The organism is Serratia ureilytica (assembly GCF_017309605.1).
Lineage (GTDB): Bacteria > Pseudomonadota > Gammaproteobacteria > Enterobacterales > Enterobacteriaceae > Serratia > Serratia ureilytica.
Map to the genome: position 1 here is coordinate 518,762 of NZ_CP071320.1, position 19,220 is coordinate 537,981.

General features: G+C 59.6%; 24 protein-coding genes. 11 read left to right on the top strand and 13 right to left on the bottom strand.

Annotated features, from left to right (window positions below; all coding sequences use genetic code 11):
• The first annotated feature begins 59 nt into the window (after positions 1-59).
• The 5 genes from J0X03_RS02395 (at position 60) to J0X03_RS02415 (ending at position 6,308) form a co-directional block, all read left to right on the top strand.
• Positions 60-1,199: an amidohydrolase/deacetylase family metallohydrolase gene (locus tag J0X03_RS02395; RefSeq protein WP_033651247.1), complete on the top strand. Its 1,140-nt coding sequence runs from the start codon at positions 60-62 to the stop codon at positions 1,197-1,199.
• Positions 1,183-2,301: a DgaE family pyridoxal phosphate-dependent ammonia lyase gene (locus tag J0X03_RS02400; RefSeq protein WP_042785440.1), complete on the top strand. Its 1,119-nt coding sequence runs from the start codon at positions 1,183-1,185 to the stop codon at positions 2,299-2,301. Before J0X03_RS02395 ends, J0X03_RS02400 begins: the two co-directional genes overlap by 17 nt.
• The gene (dagF, locus tag J0X03_RS02405; RefSeq protein ID WP_160204647.1) at positions 2,298-3,038 is read left to right on the top strand and encodes a 2-dehydro-3-deoxy-phosphogluconate aldolase; all 741 of its coding nucleotides are present in this window, start codon (positions 2,298-2,300) and stop codon (positions 3,036-3,038) included. The genes J0X03_RS02400 and dagF overlap by 4 nt, the downstream gene beginning before the upstream one ends.
• Before the next feature lie 87 nt (positions 3,039-3,125).
• Positions 3,126-4,340, top strand: a complete 1,215-nt coding sequence (locus J0X03_RS02410) for a lactonase family protein (RefSeq protein WP_160204646.1) — start codon at positions 3,126-3,128, stop codon at positions 4,338-4,340.
• 51 nt (positions 4,341-4,391) lie between these two features.
• Positions 4,392-6,308, top strand: a complete 1,917-nt coding sequence (locus tag J0X03_RS02415; protein WP_033644486.1) for a BglG family transcription antiterminator — start codon at positions 4,392-4,394, stop codon at positions 6,306-6,308.
• Between the two features lie 6 nt (positions 6,309-6,314).
• Here the strand turns inward: J0X03_RS02415 and J0X03_RS02420 are convergent, their stop codons facing one another.
• From J0X03_RS02420 to J0X03_RS02480, 13 genes are all read right to left on the bottom strand, one after another.
• Positions 6,315-6,737 (bottom strand): helix-turn-helix domain-containing protein, encoded by a 423-nt coding sequence (locus J0X03_RS02420; protein ID WP_033644489.1) that lies wholly within the window; start codon positions 6,735-6,737, stop codon positions 6,315-6,317.
• Positions 6,734-7,045, bottom strand: a complete 312-nt coding sequence (locus J0X03_RS02425) for a type II toxin-antitoxin system HigB family toxin (RefSeq protein ID WP_004937033.1) — start codon at positions 7,043-7,045, stop codon at positions 6,734-6,736. Before J0X03_RS02425 ends, J0X03_RS02420 begins: the two co-directional genes overlap by 4 nt.
• A gap of 294 nt (positions 7,046-7,339) precedes the next feature.
• A complete protein-coding gene (gene npr, locus J0X03_RS02430; RefSeq protein ID WP_004937034.1) occupies positions 7,340-7,612 on the bottom strand; it encodes a PTS phosphocarrier protein NPr in 273 nt (90 codons plus the stop codon).
• On the bottom strand, positions 7,609-8,463 hold the full coding sequence (gene rapZ / locus J0X03_RS02435) for an RNase adapter RapZ (protein WP_015379177.1): 855 nt from the start codon (positions 8,461-8,463) through the stop codon (positions 7,609-7,611). The genes npr and rapZ overlap by 4 nt, the downstream gene beginning before the upstream one ends.
• A gap of 127 nt (positions 8,464-8,590) precedes the next feature.
• The gene (gene ptsN, locus J0X03_RS02440) at positions 8,591-9,052 is read right to left on the bottom strand and encodes a PTS IIA-like nitrogen regulatory protein PtsN (protein ID WP_016930212.1); all 462 of its coding nucleotides are present in this window, start codon (positions 9,050-9,052) and stop codon (positions 8,591-8,593) included.
• Positions 9,053-9,207: 155 nt separating this feature from the next.
• The gene (gene hpf / locus J0X03_RS02445; RefSeq protein ID WP_004937038.1) at positions 9,208-9,495 is read right to left on the bottom strand and encodes a ribosome hibernation promoting factor; all 288 of its coding nucleotides are present in this window, start codon (positions 9,493-9,495) and stop codon (positions 9,208-9,210) included.
• A 23-nt stretch (positions 9,496-9,518) separates the two neighbouring features.
• Positions 9,519-10,952: an RNA polymerase factor sigma-54 gene (gene rpoN, locus J0X03_RS02450; RefSeq protein ID WP_043141961.1), complete on the bottom strand. Its 1,434-nt coding sequence runs from the start codon at positions 10,950-10,952 to the stop codon at positions 9,519-9,521.
• A gap of 52 nt (positions 10,953-11,004) precedes the next feature.
• The gene (gene lptB, locus J0X03_RS02455) at positions 11,005-11,730 is read right to left on the bottom strand and encodes an LPS export ABC transporter ATP-binding protein (RefSeq protein ID WP_004937040.1); all 726 of its coding nucleotides are present in this window, start codon (positions 11,728-11,730) and stop codon (positions 11,005-11,007) included.
• A 6-nt stretch (positions 11,731-11,736) separates the two neighbouring features.
• The gene (lptA, locus tag J0X03_RS02460) at positions 11,737-12,276 is read right to left on the bottom strand and encodes a lipopolysaccharide ABC transporter substrate-binding protein LptA (protein ID WP_025160121.1); all 540 of its coding nucleotides are present in this window, start codon (positions 12,274-12,276) and stop codon (positions 11,737-11,739) included.
• Positions 12,245-12,823 carry an LPS export ABC transporter periplasmic protein LptC gene (gene lptC, locus J0X03_RS02465; protein ID WP_033644491.1) on the bottom strand — a complete coding sequence of 193 codons (579 nt, stop codon included), beginning with the start codon at positions 12,821-12,823 and terminating at the stop codon, positions 12,245-12,247. The genes lptA and lptC overlap by 32 nt, the downstream gene beginning before the upstream one ends.
• On the bottom strand, positions 12,820-13,374 hold the full coding sequence (gene kdsC / locus J0X03_RS02470; protein WP_021505108.1) for a 3-deoxy-manno-octulosonate-8-phosphatase KdsC: 555 nt from the start codon (positions 13,372-13,374) through the stop codon (positions 12,820-12,822). The genes lptC and kdsC overlap by 4 nt, the downstream gene beginning before the upstream one ends.
• A 17-nt stretch (positions 13,375-13,391) precedes the next feature.
• Positions 13,392-14,378 carry an arabinose-5-phosphate isomerase KdsD gene (kdsD, locus tag J0X03_RS02475; protein WP_033644492.1) on the bottom strand — a complete coding sequence of 329 codons (987 nt, stop codon included), beginning with the start codon at positions 14,376-14,378 and terminating at the stop codon, positions 13,392-13,394.
• A 16-nt stretch (positions 14,379-14,394) separates the two neighbouring features.
• Positions 14,395-15,372, bottom strand: coding sequence for a calcium/sodium antiporter (locus tag J0X03_RS02480; protein WP_033644493.1), 978 nt, complete (start codon positions 15,370-15,372; stop codon positions 14,395-14,397).
• A gap of 302 nt (positions 15,373-15,674) precedes the next feature.
• Between J0X03_RS02480 and mlaF the strand changes: the two genes are divergently transcribed.
• The 6 genes from mlaF to ibaG all read left to right on the top strand — a co-directional run bounded on the left by mlaF (position 15,675) and on the right by ibaG (position 19,171).
• Positions 15,675-16,490, top strand: coding sequence for a phospholipid ABC transporter ATP-binding protein MlaF (gene mlaF / locus J0X03_RS02485; RefSeq protein ID WP_033644494.1), 816 nt, complete (start codon positions 15,675-15,677; stop codon positions 16,488-16,490).
• 4 nt (positions 16,491-16,494) lie between these two features.
• Positions 16,495-17,277 (top strand): lipid asymmetry maintenance ABC transporter permease subunit MlaE, encoded by a 783-nt coding sequence (gene mlaE, locus J0X03_RS02490; RefSeq protein WP_033644495.1) that lies wholly within the window; start codon positions 16,495-16,497, stop codon positions 17,275-17,277.
• Positions 17,278-17,281: 4 nt separating this feature from the next.
• Positions 17,282-17,830: an outer membrane lipid asymmetry maintenance protein MlaD gene (gene mlaD / locus J0X03_RS02495; RefSeq protein ID WP_033644497.1), complete on the top strand. Its 549-nt coding sequence runs from the start codon at positions 17,282-17,284 to the stop codon at positions 17,828-17,830.
• A gap of 14 nt (positions 17,831-17,844) precedes the next feature.
• The gene (gene mlaC, locus J0X03_RS02500) at positions 17,845-18,474 is read left to right on the top strand and encodes a phospholipid-binding protein MlaC (protein ID WP_033644498.1); all 630 of its coding nucleotides are present in this window, start codon (positions 17,845-17,847) and stop codon (positions 18,472-18,474) included.
• Positions 18,474-18,776 (top strand): lipid asymmetry maintenance protein MlaB, encoded by a 303-nt coding sequence (gene mlaB / locus J0X03_RS02505; protein ID WP_033644499.1) that lies wholly within the window; start codon positions 18,474-18,476, stop codon positions 18,774-18,776. Before mlaC ends, mlaB begins: the two co-directional genes overlap by 1 nt.
• A 140-nt stretch (positions 18,777-18,916) precedes the next feature.
• Positions 18,917-19,171, top strand: a complete 255-nt coding sequence (gene ibaG, locus J0X03_RS02510) for a BolA family iron metabolism protein IbaG (protein ID WP_025304370.1) — start codon at positions 18,917-18,919, stop codon at positions 19,169-19,171.
• Positions 19,172-19,220 lie beyond the last annotated feature (49 nt).

Consider the following 19,220-nt stretch of genomic DNA (forward strand, 5'->3'; position numbering starts at 1 on the left):
CCTGCGCCGGGCGCCGCCCGAGGCTGCGGCGGCGCCCGGGCTAACAGGAGCAATGCGGTATGTATGACTTAGTAATCAGAGGCGCCAGACTGGCGGACGATACGCTGATCGATCTGGCGGTGAAAGACGGCAAAATAGCCTCGGTGGGGCGATTGGCGGCGGACGTCAGCGCCGTTCGCCAGCTGGATCTGGCGGGCAACTGCCGCCTGAGCGCCGGTTGGATCGATGCGCACGTGCACTGCTATCCCGAATCGCCGATCTACCATGACGAGCCGGATCGGGTCGGCGTCGCCAGCGGCGTCACCAGCGTGGTCGATGCCGGCAGCGCCGGTGCCGACGATATCGACGCCTTTTATCAGCTGACGCGCAGCGCCAAAACCAACGTTTTCGCCTTCCTCAATATCTCGCGCATCGGCCTGCTGCGGCAGAACGAGCTGGCGGAGTTGACGGACATCGACAAGCGCGAGGCCGGCCAGGCCATCGCCAACCACCCCGGCTTTATCATCGGCATCAAGGCGCGCATGAGCAGCAGCGTGGTGGGCAAGAACGGCACCCGGCCGCTGGTGTTGGCCAAAGAGATCCAGCAGGAAAACCGCCAGTTGCCGCTGATGGTGCATATCGGCAACAACCCGCCGGATCTGGACGACATCGCCGATCTGCTGACCCGTGGCGACATCATCACCCACTGCTACAACGGCAAACCGAACCGCATTCTGACGCCGGCGGGCACACTGCGCGAGTCTATCCAGCGCGCGCTGCGGCGCGGCGTATTGCTCGACGTAGGGCACGGCACCGCCAGCTTCAGCTTCGAGGTGGCGCGCCAGGCGATCAAACTGGGCATTTTGCCGCACACCATCAGCTCCGATATTTACTGCCGCAACCGCATGAACGGGCCGGTGCACAGCCTGGCGACGGTGATGTCCAAATTCTTCAGCGTCGGCCTGACGCTGCCGCAGGTGATCGCCTGCGTGACGGAGAACGCCGCGTCGGCGCTGCAGCTGAGCGGCAAAGGGCGGCTGGAGCCGGGCTATGACGCCGATTTCACGCTGTTTGAGCTGCGCCGCGAACCGCAGGTCTTCGCCGACGCCGAAGGGCAAACCGCCGAGGGCGAACGGCTGCTGGTGCCGCTGGCTGCGGTGGTGGCCGGGGAAATCCTATTAACCGAACAAGGGGAGGCAAGCCATGTCTTCGATTTATGAAAAATACGGTTTGAAGCAGGTGATCAACACCTCCGGCCGCATGACCATTCTCGGCGTTTCCACGCCGCGCCAGGATGTGATCGACGCCGTTGATTACGGCCTGAACCACTATTTCGAAATCAAGGATCTGGTCAACAAGACCGGCGCCTACATCGCCGATCTGCTCAACGTGGAGGATGCGGTGATCGTCTCCTGCGCCTCGGCGGGCATCGCCCAGTCGGTGGCGGCGGTGATCGTTAAAGATAACGCCAATCTGCTGGTGAACCTGCATTCGGCGCCGATCGCCGTGCCGCGCGAGATCGTGCTGCCGCGCGGTCACAACGTCAACTTCGGCGCGCCGGTGGACACCATGGTGGCGCTGGGCGGCGGCAAGGTGGTGGAGGCGGGGTACGCCAACGAATGTTCGCCGGAGCAGATTGAAGCCTGCATCACGCCGCAGACTGCGGCGATCCTGTACGTCAAATCGCACCACTGCGTGCAGAAAAGCATCCTGTCCGTCGAACAGGCAGCGGTGGTGGCGCGCAAGCATAACCTGCCGCTGATCGTCGACGCCGCGGCGGAAGAAGATTTGATGTGTTACTACCAGATGGGGGCCGATCTGGTGATTTACAGCGGCGCCAAAGCCATCGAGGGGCCGACCAGCGGTCTCGTGATCGGCAAGAAACAGTACGTCGAGTGGGTGAAGTTGCAATCCGGCGGCATCGGCCGGGCGATGAAGGTCGGCAAAGAGGGCATCCTCGGCCTGACCCAGGCGATTGAAAGCTATCTGACGCTTGAGAAAACCACCGGGCAACAGATGGTGGAGCGGATGACGCCGTTCCTCGACAGCCTCAACACCCTGACCGGCGTCAGCGCCAGGACCGTCTGGGACAGCGCCGGCCGCGATATCGCCCGCGCCGAGATCGCCTTTGACGAAGCGGTGCTGGGGCGGTCGACTTATGACATCGTCCAGGCGCTGAAAACCGGCGATATCGCCATCTACTTCCGCGGCTACAAGGCCAACGAGGGCAAGATTGAGGTCGACGTGCGCAGCGTCGACGAGCGGCAACTGATGACCGTCTTTACCTGTATCAAAAATCTGTTTACGGAGAAACAAGCATGAAGCTGCAGCCTAACTACTATCGCGACCGCGTCTGCCTGAACGTGCTGGCCGGCTCCAAAGCCAACGCGCAGGACATCTACGCCGCGGCGGAAGGCCATGTGCTGGTGGGCGTGCTCTCCAAGAACTACCCGGACGTCGACAGCGCGGTGACCGACATGCTGCGCTATGCGCGCCTGATCGAAAACGCGCTCTCGGTCGGCCTGGGCGCCGGCGATCCGAAGCAGTCGGCGATGGTCAGCCTGATCGCTCAGCAGGTGCAGCCGCAGCACGTTAACCAGGTGTTCACCGGCGTCGGCGCCAGCCGCGCGCTGCTGGGCCAGAACGACAGCGTGGTCAACGGCCTGGTGTCGCCGACCGGCCGCGTCGGTTGGGTGAAGATCTCTACCGGCCCATTGAGCGCCGCGGCGCCGGATGGCATCGTGCCGGTGGAAACCGCCATCGCCCTGCTGAAAGACATGGGCGGCAGCTCCATCAAGTATTTCCCGATGGGCGGCCTGAAGTGCAAGGACGAGTACCAGTACGTAGCCAAGGCCTGCGCCGAGCATGACTTCATGCTGGAGCCGACCGGCGGTATCGATCTGGAGAACTTTGAGCCGATCGTCGAGATCGCGCTGGCGGCCGGCGTGAAACGCGTGATCCCGCATATCTACAGCTCGATCATCGACGCCGCCAGCGGCGATACGCGTCCGCAGGACGTGGAAGCCCTGCTGGCGATGACCAAAAAGCTGGTGGGCTGAACGCACAATGGGATGAGGTAAACGCTGGGAGGCGAAGGTTTTCCCGTGGCGCGGCATGCCGCGCCGTTACCTATATTGAGGACTACTATGCGAAACTGGCAGGCTCCAACCCGACGCACCGCGTTGTTTATAGCGCTGCTGGCCGTGACCGGCCCGGCGCTGCATGCTGAGGATGCAATGAACTCCACGTCATCTCATTTTGCCTATATCGGCACCTACAATCCCAACGGCGAAGGCGTTTACCGAGTGCGGGTCGATCCGGCCAGCGGCGCGTTGAGCCAGGTTACGCTGGTCAGCAACGTGCCGAATCCGGCGCAGCTGACGCTGGGCGTCGGCGGCAAGACGCTGTATGTCGCCAGCGAAGTGGCCGATTTCAACGGCGGCAAGCACGGCGGCATCACCGCCTACCGGATCAATCCGGCCGATGGCGCACTGACGCAGCTCAACCAGGTGGATTCGCAGGGGGCGGGGCCGGTGTATCTCACCTCGACGCCGGACGGGCGGCATCTGCTGGTGGCGAACTACGTCAGCGGCAGCGTGGCGGTCTTCCCGATTGAAGCGGACGGCAGTCTGGGCGCCGCCAGCTCGGTGCAGCAGCAACAGGGCCCGGCGGGCGCGGCCAAACCGGCGGCGGCGGTGAACGGCAGCTTCGCCATCAGCGATCACAACGGCCCGCATGCCCATATGATCGCCAGCGATCCGAGCGGCAAGTTCGTGTTCTCCACCGATCTGGGGTTGGATCGCATCTACCAATGGCGCTTTGACGCCGCGAGCGGCCGGCTGATGCCGAACGATCCGCCGTGGATCGCCGCCTCTTCCGCCGGCGCGGGGCCGCGTCACTTTGTGTTCCATCCGGACGGCGAAACCGTGCTGCTGGTGAACGAAGAGGCCTCGACGTTGACCAGCTACCGTTTTGATCGCCAAAAAGGTACTCTGAAACAACTGCATGCGGTTTCCGCGCTGCCCGCCGACTATCAGGGCACCAGCTTCGCTTCGGGGCTGGCGCTCAGCAAGAACGGCGACACGCTGTACGTCGCCAACCGGCTGCATAACAGCATTGCCCAGTTCAGCGTGGGCGCTGGCGGTGAGTTGAAACCGGTAGCGGAAACCTGGACGCGCGGCGATTATCCGCGTTCGCTGGCGCTGAGCCCGGATGGCCGCTATCTGTATGCGTTGAACCAGCGCAGCGATAACGTCACCCGCTTCAGCGTCAACCCGACGGACGGCAAACTCAGCTTTGTGGGCGGCTATCTGCCGATCGGCAGCCCCTCGCAAATGGCGTTCCTGCCGCCGCCGAAGTAACCCGTGGCCCGCCCGGTTCACCGGGCGGGCCGCCTGATTGACGGACACAGAATGGTGCGATTTCCTTATCCGCGTTTGGCTTACTTGTTCGATGCTTTGCAAACCGAGACTTTGCCGCAGGATGAGCTGGCGAAGCGTTTCGCCGTGTCTACCCGCACGGTGCGGGCGGATATCACCGCGCTGAACGAGATCCTGGACAAATACGGCGCGCGCTTCGTGCATAGCCGCGGGGCCGGCTATCGTTTGCAGGTCGATAATGCTGCGCTGTTCAGCGCCCTGCAGCATCAGGAGCGCCGCAAACACGCCACCCCGCGCAGCGCGCAGGAGCGGGTGCATTATCTGCTGGTGCGTTTTTTGACCTCAGCCTTCTCCCTCAAACTGGAAGATCTGGCTGACGAGTGGTTCGTCAGCCGCGGCACGCTGCAAAACGACATGGCTGAGGTGAGAGAGCGTCTGGCGCACTATCAATTGACGATCGAAACCAAGCCGCGTTACGGCATGAAGCTGTTCGGCGCGGAGATGGCGATCCGCGCCTGCCTGACCGACCTGCTGTTCCAGCTGCAGCTGGCCGACGCCGAGAACCCGCTGCTCAACAACGAGATCCTGCTGCAGCCGCAGGTGGCGGCGTTCGCCGGCTTGCTGCACCCGCTGCTGTCGCAATATGCCATTCGTCTGACCGACGAGGGCGAGCAGTACCTGATTTTCTACTGCGCGGTGGCGCTGCGGCGCATCAACGATGGCTATCCGCTGTCGGACTTCGAGGTGGAGGACGGCGACGAGGCGGTGCGCCAGGTGTCGACCCGCCTGGCGGCGGAGCTGCGTGCGGCCTCCGGCAAAGAGATCTCGATGGCCGAAGAGGCCTATCTGCGGGTCAATATCGCCGCGCGCCGCGTGCAAGACGTGCAGCCGACCGAAATCAACGCCGACGATGAAGAAGCGCTGGTGGACTACATCCTGTCCTACATCAACGCACACTATAACTACAACCTGCAGGGCGACGAGCAGCTGCGGGCCGATCTGCTTACCCATATCAAGACCATGATTACGCGGGTGAAATACCAGATCAACATCCCCAATCCGCTGTTGGCCAACATCAAGCAGCACTATCCGATGGCTTACGACGTGACGCTGGCGGCGGTCTCCAGCTGGGGCAAGTACACGCCTTATACGCTGAGCGAGAACGAAATCGGTTATCTGGTGCTGCACATCGGCGTGGGGCTGGAGCGACATTACAACATCGGTTATGAACGCCACCCGCAGGTGATGCTGGTGTGCGACACCGGCAACTCGACGGTGCGGATGATCCAGGCGCAGATTGCGCGCAAGTATCCGCAGCTGGTGATGACGCGCATCGTCTCGCTGCGCGATTACGAGATGCTCGCGCACATCGACGAAGACTTCGTGATTTCCAACGCCCGCATCGGCGAAAAGAACAAGCCGGTAGTGGTGATGTCGCCGTTCCCGACCGATTATCAGCTGGAGCAACTGGGCAAACTGGTGCTGGTGGATCGCACCCGACCGTACATGCTGGAGAAGTTCTTCGACGCCGAGCATTTCATGGTGCTCAACGAGCCGCTGACGCAGGCGGAACTGTTCAGCCGGGTGTGCGGCCAGCTGGAGCGGGAAGGGTACGTCGGCGCGGACTTTTATCCGTCGGTGGTCGAACGCGAGGCGATCGTCTCCACGCTGCTGGGCGAAGGCATCGCGCTGCCGCACTCGCTGGGGCTGCTGGCGAAAAAGACCGTGGTGGTGACGCTGCTGGCGCCGCAGGGCGTCGCCTGGGGCGAGGGCGAGGTCGCGCACGTGATTTTCCTGCTGGCGATCAGCAAGAGCGACTATGAAGAGGCGATGGCGATCTATGAGCTGTTCGTCACCTTCGTGCGTGAACGCTCAATGAGCCGCCTGCTGGGCAGCGACAGCTTCGACAGTTTTAAGGCGGTGGCGCTGGACTGCCTGAGCCGGAGTTGAGGGGGATTAATCCGCTTCCGGCAGGAACAGGGCTGGAGGCAGATTGAAGCGTTTGGCCAGCGCCATAATGTGCGGAATGGTCAGCGATCTTTTGCCGTTCAGGATTTGGTTGACCAACGACTTTTTGCCGATCTCATGTTCAAAATCACTTTGGCTGAGTTGGTGCTGTTCCATCAATACGCGAAGCGCGGCCACCCCCTGCGGGAGTTGGGCGATACGCTGGTTGAATGCGGTAAATTCGGCGCTGTTGTCTTCATATTCGGCGATTTTTTTTGCCAACATGTCAATCAGCGGATGGCGTTCATCGTTTTCCAGCAGATATTCCACCAATTCGAGCGCTTCTCGGTAGTCTTGCTGAGCGTGGCTGCCCTGCAATAAGGGTACGGCGCGCAGTAGCGCATCGGCCGCCTTAATGGCATCTGTAATCATGACGAACTCCTTCGATAGTGCTGCATCAGCTTGTCGTATTCGGCGTGGCTAACGATATGCTTTATGAAGACTTTCTGTGTCTCGAAGCTGGCAAAGAACAAGATCCGCAGGTGGTTGCCGCCGACGTCAATGACCCACCATTTCTCTTTGTACTTCATACGATCGAGCGAAGGAAAAAGCGCTTTTAACTCGTCCGGCGTGCGGAACTCGCCCCGTCGCAACGCTTTATAAATGGCCTCGAGAGCAGTGGCTTCATTGGGATATTGCTTCGTTGCGTTATTGAACGGTTCCCTGGAAATGATATGCATCGTTCCTTCGATTCCTACCCGGTGAACATTATAGCGACTGCCGGTGAAGTTCACAAATTGTAAACTTTCTGTTGTCCCGCAAGCAAAGCGTGGGGAAACATCCGCCTGTTGTCTGTTTTTGCGTTACACACTATTGCGATTACCGTGGTGGGGGTAAATCCATGACGTGAATTTACAGGCGGTTACGGCTGATTCTGGAAGCGGATTCGCAAAATGAGAAACGGGAGGGCTACACTATGGGAGGGGCGGAGGCAACACATGCGCCGAGGCGACGCATGGGAAGAGTCTCAGCGACTAATCTTCATCAAACCCGGAGTTGAACAGCTCGACCACCGCCGCCAGCGCGTTGACTTCATCGGGGCCGGTCGCTTCGACTTCGATGTGCCGACCCTGGGCGGAGTCCAGCATCAGCAGCGCGATGACGCTGCTGGCTTCGGCTTCGGTGCCGCTTTCGTTGCGCAGCATCACTTCGGCGTCGAAGCTTTGCACCAGTTCGAACAGTTTCATCGCCGGGCGCGCGTGCATGCCCAGCTTGTTTTTGATTTCAACCGTCTGTTTGACCGTCATTGTTTACGCTTTTCCAGCGTGCGATGGCGCGACTGCACGTTCTTGCCGCGCGAGCGGAAGTAATCGGCCAGCTGTTCCGCCACGTACACCGAGCGGTGTTTACCGCCGGTACAGCCGATGGCGACCGTCAGGTAGCTGCGGTTGTTGGTTTCCAGCATCGGCAGCCATTGTTCCAGGTAGCTGCGGGTCTGGTAGATGAAGTTGTGCACTTCGGTATGGCGATCGAGGAACGACGCGACCGGCTTGTCCAAACCGGTCATCGGCCGCAGCTTCGGATCCCAGTGCGGGTTCGGCAGGAAGCGCACGTCGAACACGTAGTCGGCGTCGATCGGAATGCCGTGCTTGAAGCCGAAGGATTCGAACACCATGGTCAGCTCACGCTCACGCTTGCCCAGCAGGCGGGTGCGCAGCATTTCGGCCAGTTCGTGCACCGACATTTCCGAGGTATCGATAATCAGGTCAGCCCGCGAGCGCAGCGGTTCGAGCAGATCGCTCTCTTCGTCGATGGCGCTTTCCAGCGACAGGTTTTTGCTGGAGAGCGGGTGCAGGCGGCGGGTGTCGCTGTAACGGCGGATCAGCGTGTTGCGATCGGCGTCGAGGAACAGCAACTGCGGCGAGAAGCTGTCCGGCAGCTGAGTCATCGCGTATTCGAACACTTCCGGCGATTCCGGCATGTTGCGCACGTCGATGCTGACCGCCGCGGAGATATTGCGTTCCGCCAGCGTATTGGCGAGCTGCGGCAGCAGAACCACCGGCAGGTTGTCAACGCAGTAAAAACCCATGTCTTCCAGCGCCCGCAAGGCGACGGATTTTCCGGAACCGGAACGGCCGCTGACAATCATCAGCACCATGTTGCAACTCCCCTGGCATCGCGGCGGCGTTCATCGCCACCGTTAAACTTTGTTATTCCGGCCGTAGCCGGATCCATCATCGTAAAACAGTATCGTTATCCGGGCTGGAAGTCACGCCGGCCGGGCATCACTCGGTGATGATTTGGTAAAGTTCTTCGTCGCTCTGCGCGGCGCGCAGGCGGCGGCATACGGTTTTGTCTGCCAGGCGTTTGGCGACCAGCGACAGCGTATGCAAATGGGTTTTGCACTGATCGGCAGGCACCAGCAGCGCAAACAGCAGATCGACCGGCTGATTGTCGATAGCGTCGAAAGCGATGGGTTGGTCGAGACGGATAAACACGCCAACGGCCCGCAGTGTGTCCTCTTCCAGTTTGCCGTGGGGAATGGCGATACCGTTGCCGATACCGGTGCTGCCCATGCGCTCCCGGGTGAGAACCGCGTCAAACACCACCTGCGAAGGCAGATTGAGCTGTTTGGCGGCCAGTTCGCTGATAATTTCCAAAGCCCGCTTCTTGCTGGTGCAGTGTACCGAGCTTTTGGTGCACTCGATGTTTAACACCGAGCTTAATTGCATATATTCGTTGTTCATCTCATCTTCACTTAAAACCGCGCCGCCGGGCGAACCCGGCAAGGCGGTTTTTCGTCGGTTTTGACCCTGATTACCGTTCGGCGCGTCACCCATGCGGGTCACGCGCCGAAGGGAGAGGCGGCGACGGATGCCGCCTCACGGAATGGGTCAGGGTGTCAGTGTTGCTTCAATTTGTCTTTATGTTTGTTCAATTGACGTGCCAATTTGTCGATCAGCGTATCAATTGCGGCATACATATTCTCGTCTTCCGAGGTGGCGTGCAACTCGCCTCCATTCACGTGCACCGTTGCTTCCGCAATTTGCTGCACTTTTTCCACACTTAATACAACATACACCTGATTGATGCGATCAAAATACTGTTCGAGTTTGGCGAACTTGTTGTTCACGAACTCGCGCAACGGATCGGTGATTTCGATGTGGTGTCCGGTAATGTTGAGCTGCATAGTGTCTTCCTTCTCAATAGAGGTCAAACCAACTGTTTGCGCTGGTTCGACGGCGGGATGGACAAAGACTCTCGGTACTTGGCGACGGTGCGCCGGGCCACGATGATCCCCTGATCGGCGAGCAGGGTGGCCAGCTTGCTGTCGCTGAGTGGTTTGGCGGGGTTTTCCGCCGCAATCAATTTCTTCACCAACGCGCGGATCGCCGTCGAGGAGGCTTCGCCGCCGCTGTCGGTATTCACGTGGCTGGAGAAGAAATATTTCAATTCGAAAATGCCGCGCGGGCTGTGCAGAAACTTCTGCGTGGTGACGCGCGAGATCGTCGATTCATGCATCTCCACGGCCTGGGCGATATCCGCCAGCACCATGGGTTTCATAAACTCTTCGCCTTGCTCGAAGAACGCCTGCTGCTGGCTGACGATGCAGCGGGTGACCTTCAGCAACGTCTCGTTGCGGCTCTCCAGGCTTTTAATCAGCCACTTGGCTTCCTGCAGGTTGCTGCGGATGAACTGGCCGTCGGCTTCGCTGCGGGCGCTGTTGCCCAGCGCGGCGTACTGCTGATTGATCTTCAAACGCGGCACGCTGTCGCCGTTGAGCTCGACCGTCCATTTGTTCTGCGTTTTGCGCACCAGCACGTCCGGAATGACGTATTCCGATTCGCCGGTATTGATCGACTGCCCTGGGCGCGGATCGAGCGACTGAATCAGCAGCATCGCTTCTTTCAGTGTATCTTCTTTTAGCCGGGTTGATCGCATCAGGCTGCGAAAGTCGTGGTTGGCCAACAGATCCAGATGCTCGCTGATGATCAGCCGCGCTTCGGCCAGATAAGGCGTATCTTTGGCGTATTGGGAGAGCTGCACCAGCAGGCAATCGCGCAGATCGCGCGCGGCGACGCCGATCGGATCAAAACGCTGCACGCGCTTCAGCACCGCCTCGACTTCCTCGAGGGTCACGTTCTCGTCGCCCAGGCTTTCCAGAATGTCTTCCAGCGGGACGGTGAGATAGCCGGTGTCGTCCACCGCGTCGACGATGGAAGTGGCGATGGCGGCGTCGGTATCGGAAAACGGCGTCAGATCCACCTGCCACATCAGATAATCCTGCAGCGTTTGGGTGGTCTCGCCCTGATAGACCGGCAGCTCGTCGTCGCTGTAGTCGGTGCCGGTGCCGGACGGCGTGCCCGCGGTATAGATTTCATCCCAGGTGGCGTCCAGAGGCAGCTCTTCCGGCATGTCTTTCTGCTCCAAGGCCTCGCGGGTATCGAGCCCCTCGGTCTCCTGGGTTTCTTTGGCGTCGATTTCGTCGTGCAGATCGGTCTGTTCAAGCAGCGGATTGCTCTCCAGCGCCAGCTGGATCTCTTGCTGAAGCTCAAGCGTGGACAACTGCAGCAGGCGGATCGCCTGCTGGAGCTGAGGTGTCATGGCCAGCTGTTGGCTGAGCCTGAGTTGCAAACCTTGCTTCATAGTTTTCTGTCTACTTCCGTTAACGGTGTCGTCCCGCAGGACGCGCCGGCGCTTAGAGGCGGAACTCTTCGCCCAGATAAACGCGTTTAACCTGCTCGTCGGCCAGAATAGCATCCGGCGTGCCGTGGGCAATCAGTTTGCCCTGGCTGACGATGTAGGCGCGTTCACACACGTCCAGCGTCTCGCGCACGTTGTGGTCGGTGATCAGCACGCCCAGGCCGCTGTCACGCAGGTGCTCGATGATTTTCTTGATATCGATAACGGAAATCGGATCCACCCCGGCGAAGGGTTCGTCCAGCAGAATGAATTTCGGGTTGGCCGCCAGCGCGCGGGCGATTTCGACGCGGCGGCGTTCACCGCCGGACAGCGCCTGGCCGAGGCTGTCGCGCAGATGGGAGATATGGAACTCTTCCATCAGCTCTTTGGCGCGGTCTTCGCGCTGTTCGCTGGTGAGATCGGGACGGATCTCCAACACCGCCATCAGGTTGTCGTACACGCTCAGGCGGCGGAAGATCGACGCTTCCTGCGGCAGGTAACCGATGCCGCGGCGCGCACGGGCGTGCAGCGGCAACAGGCTGATGTCTTCCTCGTCGATCACGATGCGCCCGGCGTCGCGCGGCACGATGCCGACCACCATGTAGAAGGTGGTGGTTTTACCGGCGCCGTTCGGGCCGAGCAGGCCGACGATCTCGCCGGATTTCACTTTCAGGCTGACGTCTTCGACAACTTTACGGCCCTTGTAGGCTTTCGCCAGGTTTTCTGCGATGAGTGTTGCCATAAGTGATTAGTTACTCTTTTTTTGCCCGTTTTTGTCTTGCAACTGCGACGGTACCAGAACCGTTGTCACGCGTTTGCCTTTGTCGCTAAACGCCTGCATTTGCTGCTGTTGCACCAGATAGGTGATGCGATCGCCTTTCACGTTGCTGTCGAGCTGCTCCAGATAGGCGTTGCCCGTCAGGGTCACCAGCTGGGTCGCCACGTCGTAACGCACTTTCTGCGCGTGGCCTTTGACCGGCTTGCCGCTGTCCTGCATCTGGTAGAAGGTTACCGGGTTGCCGAACGCTTCAATATAGGTCTTATTCTGATCTCCGCCCGGACGGGTGACCACCACCTTGTCAGCGCGGATATCGATGGTGCCCTGTTTGATCACCACGTTGTCAGTAAAGGTGCTGACGTTGCTTTGCATATCCAACGACTGCTTGAGCGAGTCGATGCTGACCGGCTGGCTGGAGTCGGATTTCAGCGCCAGAGCAGGGGCGCTGGCGGCCAAAACTAAGCTGCCGATCAACAGATTACGGAGTTGGTTTTTGGTTCTGGATTTCATAGTTGGTCTTAACCTTATCAATCAGCTCAGCGGTTTTGGTCCGCAGGTTCCCACGCATTTTCATGCCGTTAGAGGTAAAATTGGTCCCGTAAAGCGTGACTTCGTCATCGGAGGTGACGTCCTGGGTGACCAGGTTTACCTGAGCGTTGTCCGTCTTAATTTTTTCCAGCTGCGAGGTGGTGGTCAGGCTGTTTACCTCGACGTGGCCATACAGATACAGCATCCGGTCCTTCGTCAGTTTGGCGCGATCGGCGCGAACTGACCAGGTGGCCACCGCATTCTCGTCGAACAGCGTCATCACCGGCTGGGTGAACCAGCTCAGCTCGCCGGCGGTGTAATACTTCGCGTCTTCCGCCACCAGCTTATAATTCAGTTTACCGGCCGGATTGTACACCACGGTGACCGTGTGCTGGCTCTGGTAGGTCGGATCCTGATCGTTAGCCGGGCCAGGAGCCGTATCGTCGCTGAAGTCCGTCATGTTCCAGCCGATCAGCGCCAGAACGATCACCGTCAACAGGATGGTGATCCAAAGTTTGGTTTTACTCATATCGACAGCCCTTTGGCGTCCTCCAGCTTATTTTGAGCCAAAAGAATGATGTCGCACAGTTCGCGCACCGCGCCGCGGCCGCCGGCAATGCGGGTGACGTAGTGGGCTCGCGGCGTCAGCAGCGGATGAGCGTCTGCGACCGCGACCGCCAGGCCCACCTGCGCCATCACCGGCCAGTCGATCAGGTCATCGCCGATATAGGCGACCTGATCCGCCGTTAACGACAGTTTATCCAACAGTTCGCGGAAGGCCAAAAGCTTATCGGATTGCCCCTGATACAGATGGGTGATGCCGAGCGTTTGCGCGCGGTCTTCCAGCAGCTTGGCGGAGCGACCGGTAATGATCGCCACCTCGATGTCGGAGGTTTTCAGACAGCGGATGCCGTAACCGTCGCGCACGTTGAACGCCTTCAATTCTTCACCGTTGTTGCCCATGAAGATCAGGCCGTCCGACAGTACGCCGTCAACATCGCAAATCAACAGGCGGATGTTCCCGGCACGCGCCATAACCTCTTGTTCTACCGGCCCGTAGCAGGTTTCTACCATACCCATTCCGTTCTATTCCTTAATTAAACGACGCCGGCGCGCAGCATGTCATGCATATGTACCACACCCAGCAACTGGTCGCCATCGGCAACCAGCAGCGCGGTGATGTGGCGTTGCTGCATCAGATTCAGCGCATCGACCGCCAGGAGGTTGGGACGCACCCGCACGCCGCCCGGCGTCATGACATCGGCGATCTTGGCTTCGTGCAGGTTGATGCCCATATCGAACACCCGGCGCAGGTCGCCATCGGTAAAGATGCCGGCGATTTTCATCAGATCGTCGCAGATCACCGTCAGACCCAGATTTTTGCGGGTGATTTCCAGCAGCGCGTCGCGCAATGAGGCGTCGGCGCTGACGTGGGGCATTTCGTCGCCGCTGTGCATGATATCGCTAACCCGCAGCAGCAGCTTGCGGCCGAGTGCGCCGCCCGGATGCGACAGCGCGAAATCTTCCGGCGTGAAACCGCGCGCCTTCAGCAGCGCGACGGCCAGCGCATCGCCCATCACCAGCGTGGCGGTGGTGCTGGTGGTCGGTGCCAGCCCCAGCGGGCAGGCCTCCTGCGGCACCTTGATGCACAGGTGGATGTCCGCCGCCTTGCCCATCGAACTTTCCGGATTGTTGGTCATGCAGATGAGGGTGATCCGCTGCCGTTTCAACACCGGGATCAGCGCCAGGATCTCGCTGGACTCACCGGAGTTGGAGATGGCGAGTACGATATCCTGCGGAGTGACCATGCCCAAATCGCCATGGCTGGCTTCCGCCGGGTGCACGAAGAATGAGGGGGTGCCGGTGCTGGCGAAGGTCGCGGCGATCTTGCAGCCGATATGGCCGGATTTGCCCATGCCCATCACCACCACTTTGCCGCCGCAGGCGGCGATCGTTTCGCAGGCGCGGGTGAAGTCTGCGTTGATGTAGCTGTCGAGCTGAGCCAGCCCGTCACGCTCTATCTGAAGCACTTCTTTGCCGGCCTGTTGAAAATCGAAGCCCGGTTGCAACTCAATGTTCGACATACTCATTCCCGTCGGTTTAGCCGAAAGTACTGAAAGGGTTAAAGAACAGCACCGCAAGATACGCAATAAAGCCGCATAATAACAGCGCGCCGGCCAGGTGGCCGATGCGGTGTTTGCGGCCGATGCACAGCACGCTCAGCAGCACGCTGGCCGCCAGCATCACCCAGTAATCGCGCTGGAAGGCGGCGGCGTCCACGCTGCCCGGCGACAGCAGGGCGGGGACGCCCAGCACGATCACCGTGTTGAAAATATTGGAGCCGATGATATTGCCAATCGCCATATCATCTTCGCCCTTTAATGCTCCGGCGATGGACGTGGCCAGCTCGGGCAGGCTGGTGCCGATGGCGATAATGGTCAAGCCGACCACCAGTTCGCTCAGGCCGAAATAGTGCGCGATCACCGTCGCGTTATCGACCACCATTCTGGAAGAGAGCGGCAGAATGATAAACGCCAGCACCAGCCACAGCACCGCTACGGTATTACTGCTGTCCTGCGGCAGTTCGGCGATCTGCTCCATGGTCAGGCTGTCGCTGCCCTCGCGCTGCGCCAGCCGGGCGATTTTCAGCATCAGCAGGATGAAACCGGCGGCGGCGGTCAGCAGCAGCACGCCGTCCAGCCTGCTTAGGGTGCCGTCCATCAACACGAAACCGCACAATACTGTGACCGCTAACATCAGCGGCAGTTCGCGCCGCAGTATTTCCGATCGTGCAGCCAGCGGGTGAATCAGCGCTGCGACGCCCAGGATCAATAAAATGTTGGTGATGTTGGAACCTAATACGTTGCCAACGGCCATATCTATCTGCCCGTTCAGCGCGGCGGTGGTGGACACGATCAGCTCCGGCAGTGAAGTGCCGATGCCGACGATGGTCATGCCGATGATCAACGGCGGCACGCCAAGCGAACGGGAAATCACGGCAGCACCATAAACTAAGCGGTCTGCACCATACACCAGTAGAAATAAACCAACGATTAATAATGCTATTGCGAGAAACATGCAGGGTCCTTTGTCGGGTATTATCCCGGTTCGTTGGTTAAAGCCGTCAATGCGGCGGTATTGCTTGCCCTCCGGTGCGTGCGCTTGAACGCAGCACCGGTTTTTCCCGGCTAATTGTTGAACACTTTCGTTTTTTTTCGTTATGGCGCCAATTTTGACCGGGTGGCGCGGAAAAGTAAAACCAATGGCATCATTGGTTGCGAAATGGCAGTAAGTTTTTGTAAAGATGAGACGGATTGCGCCCATTGCTTTAACATCACGGGTAGATTCTGCAAAAGATGAGTCGTAAAGGGTCCATTAACATGCTCCAAAAGGCAGATAATTTGGTCGAAGTGCGCGACATGAGCTTCTCGCGCGGCGACCGGCGGATATTTGAAGACATCAACCTGACGGTGCCTCGCGGTAAGATCACGGCGATCATGGGGCCGTCGGGCATCGGCAAAACCACGCTGCTGCGTCTGATCGGCGGTCAGCTGACGCCGGACCGCGGGGAGATTTGGTTTGACGGCGACAACATTCCCGCATTGTCCCGCCGTCAGTTGTACGACGCACGCAAAAAGATGAGCATGCTGTTCCAGTCGGGCGCGCTGTTCACCGATTTGACCGTATTCGAAAACGTGGCCTACCCGTTGCGTGAGCACAGCAACCTACCTGAGCCCCTGCTGCGCAGCACGGTGCTGATGAAGCTGGAAGCGGTCGGGCTGCGCGGTGCGGCGCAGCTGATGCCCAATGAACTCTCCGGCGGCATGGCGCGCCGGGCGGCGTTGGCGCGCGCGATCGCGCTGGACCCGGAGATGATCATGTTCGACGAACCTTTCGTCGGCCAGGATCCGATCACCATGGGGGTGCTGGTCAAGCTGATCGACGAGCTGAACCATGCGCTGGGCATTACCTGCATCGTGGTGTCGCACGACGTGCCGGAGGTGCTGAGCATCGCCGACTACGCCTATATCGTGGCCGATCACCGGGTGATTGCCGAAGGCACCACGCAGCAATTGCAGAACAATCCTGATGCGCGCGTGCGCCAGTTCCTGGATGGTATAGCGGATGGACCGGTGCCGTTCCGCTATCCGGCCGGGGATTATCAGACTGAACTGCTAGGCTTAGGGAGTAAATAAGCTCATGTTATTAAGAGCGTTAGCGTCTCTGGGGCGCAGTGGCATCAACACCAGCGCCAGCTTCGGCCGCGCCGGGTTGATGCTGTTCAACGCATTGATTGGCCGGCCGGAACCCGGCAAGCAGTGGCCGCTGTTGTTGAAACAGCTTTACAGCGTCGGCGTGCAGTCGCTGCTGATCATCATGGTTTCCGGGCTGTTTATCGGCATGGTGCTGGGCCTGCAGGGGTATATCGTGCTTACCACCTACAGCGCTGAAGCCAGCCTCGGCATGATGGTGGCGCTGTCGCTGCTGCGCGAGCTGGGGCCGGTGGTGACGGCGCTGCTGTTCGCCGGCCGCGCCGGTTCCGCGCTCACGGCGGAAATCGGCCTGATGAAGGCGACGGAACAGATCTCCAGCCTGGAAATGATGGCGGTCGATCCGCTGCGGCGCATCGTGGCGCCGCGTTTCTGGGCGGGGATGATCAGCATGCCGCTGCTGACCATCATCTTCGTGGCGATCGGCATTTGGGGCGGCTCGGTGGTCGGCGTGGATTGGAAAGGCATCGACAGCGGCTTCTTCTGGTCGGCGATGCAAGGCGCCGTAGAGTGGAAAAAAGATCTGCTCAACTGCCTGATCAAGAGCGTGGTGTTCGCCATTACCGTAACCTGGATTGCCATTTTCAACGGGTATGACGCCGTGCCTACCTCTGAAGGGATTAGCCGGGCGACGACGCGTACCGTGGTGCATTCGTCACTGGCGGTGTTGGGATTGGATTTCGTGCTGACCGCACTGATGTTTGGGAATTGATTCGATGCAAACGAAGAAGAGTGAAATCTGGGTTGGGGCATTCATGCTGATCGCGCTGTGCGCCATCGTGTTTATCTGCCTGCAGGTGGCGAACCTTAAATCGATCGGCAGCGAGCCGACCTACCGCGTTTACGCGACGTTCGACAATATCGGCGGCCTGAAACCGCGTTCGCCGGTGAAGATCGGCGGCGTGGTGATCGGCCGCGTGGCCGACATCGAACTCGATCCGAAAACCTACACGCCGCGCGTGGCGCTCGATATCCAGAAAAAGTACGACGAAATCCCGGATACCAGTTCGCTGGCGATCCGCACCTCCGGCCTGCTGGGCGAGCAATATCTGGCGCTTAACGTGGGCTTCGAAGATCCTGATATGGGCACCACCATTCTGAAAGACGGCGGCACCATTCAGGACACTAAATCAGCCATGGTTCTGGAAGATCTGATCGGCCAGTTCCTGTATAAAAGCGGCGGTCAGGACAGCGCCAAACCGGGAGACGCGGCCGCTGAGCCCGCTGCCGGCGCTGCACCGCAACCCGCTGTTCCAAATCATTAAGAGAGGATACCTGCATGTTTAAACGTTTACTGATGGTGGCTCTGCTGGTGGTTGCGCCGCTGGCGAGCGCAGCCGACCAAACCAATCCTTACAGCATGATGCAAGACGCGGCGCAGAAGACCTTCAGCCGTTTGAAGAACGAACAGCCGAAGATCAAGCAGGACCCGAACTACCTGCGCTCCATCGTGCATCAGGAACTGATGCCGTTCGTGCAGGTGAAATACGCCGGCGCGCTGGTGCTGGGCCGTTACTACAAAGATGCGACGCCTGCGCAGCGCGAAGCTTACTTCACCGCTTTCCAGGCTTACCTGGAGCAGGCTTACGGCCAGGCGCTGGCGATGTACCACGGCCAGACTTACCAGATCGCGCCTGAACAGCCGCTGGGCAACGCCGACATCGTGGCCATTCGCGTCACCATCATCGACAACGGCGGCCGCCCGCCGGTGCGTCTGGATTTCCAATGGCGCAAGAACAGCAAAACCGGCTACTGGCAGGCGTATGACATGATCGCCGAAGGCGTCAGCATGATCACCACCAAGCAAAACGAGTGGGCGTCTACGCTGCGTACTCAGGGCATCGACGGCCTGACCAAACAGCTGCAGGCCGCTGCCGCGCAGCCCATCTCGCTGGACAAGAAAAACTGATGTCGGCAGCGCTCAGCTTCGAATCAGAGCAGCAGACGCTGATCCTGCGCGGTGAACTGGACCGTGAAACGCTGCTGCCGTTGTGGCGGCAGCGCGACGCGCTGATGGCGGATAAAACCGCGATCGACGTGGCGCAACTGCAGCGCGTGGACTCCTCCGGGCTGGCGCTGTTGCTGCATCTGCAGGAAGAGCAGCGCCAACGTGGCGTCGCGCTAAAAATTTTCGGCGTCACCGAGCGTCTGAAAACGCTGATCGCGCTCTATAACCTGCAGGCGATAATGCCTGTCGATACCGCCGGTTAGCGGCGTTTTACACCGCCTTTGCGTGGTTAAACGATACAAAGCCCCTGTTATGCAGGGGCTTTTTCTTTAGTTTAAGAAAACATCGTATTCCACTAAGATACTAGGCTGTTTATGATCCTTTAGCGGCAGAACTGGATACTATGGAAACCAACGAGATTAAAGACGTGCTGATGCAGGCATTGGCACTGGATGAAGCGCACGTGACGGGCGACGGCAGCCATTTTCAAGCGATCGTGGTCGGCGAACTGTTCGCCGGCATGAGCCGCGTCAAAAAACAGCAGACGGTTTACGCACCGCTGATGGAATACATTGCGGACAACCGCATTCATGCCTTGTCTATCAAGGCGTACACCCCTGAAGAGTGGCAGCGAGACCGCAAACTCAACGGATTTTAAGGCTGTTTGCCCTGCCGGGCGGGCAGCTTCAGATTAGATAACAGAGAGT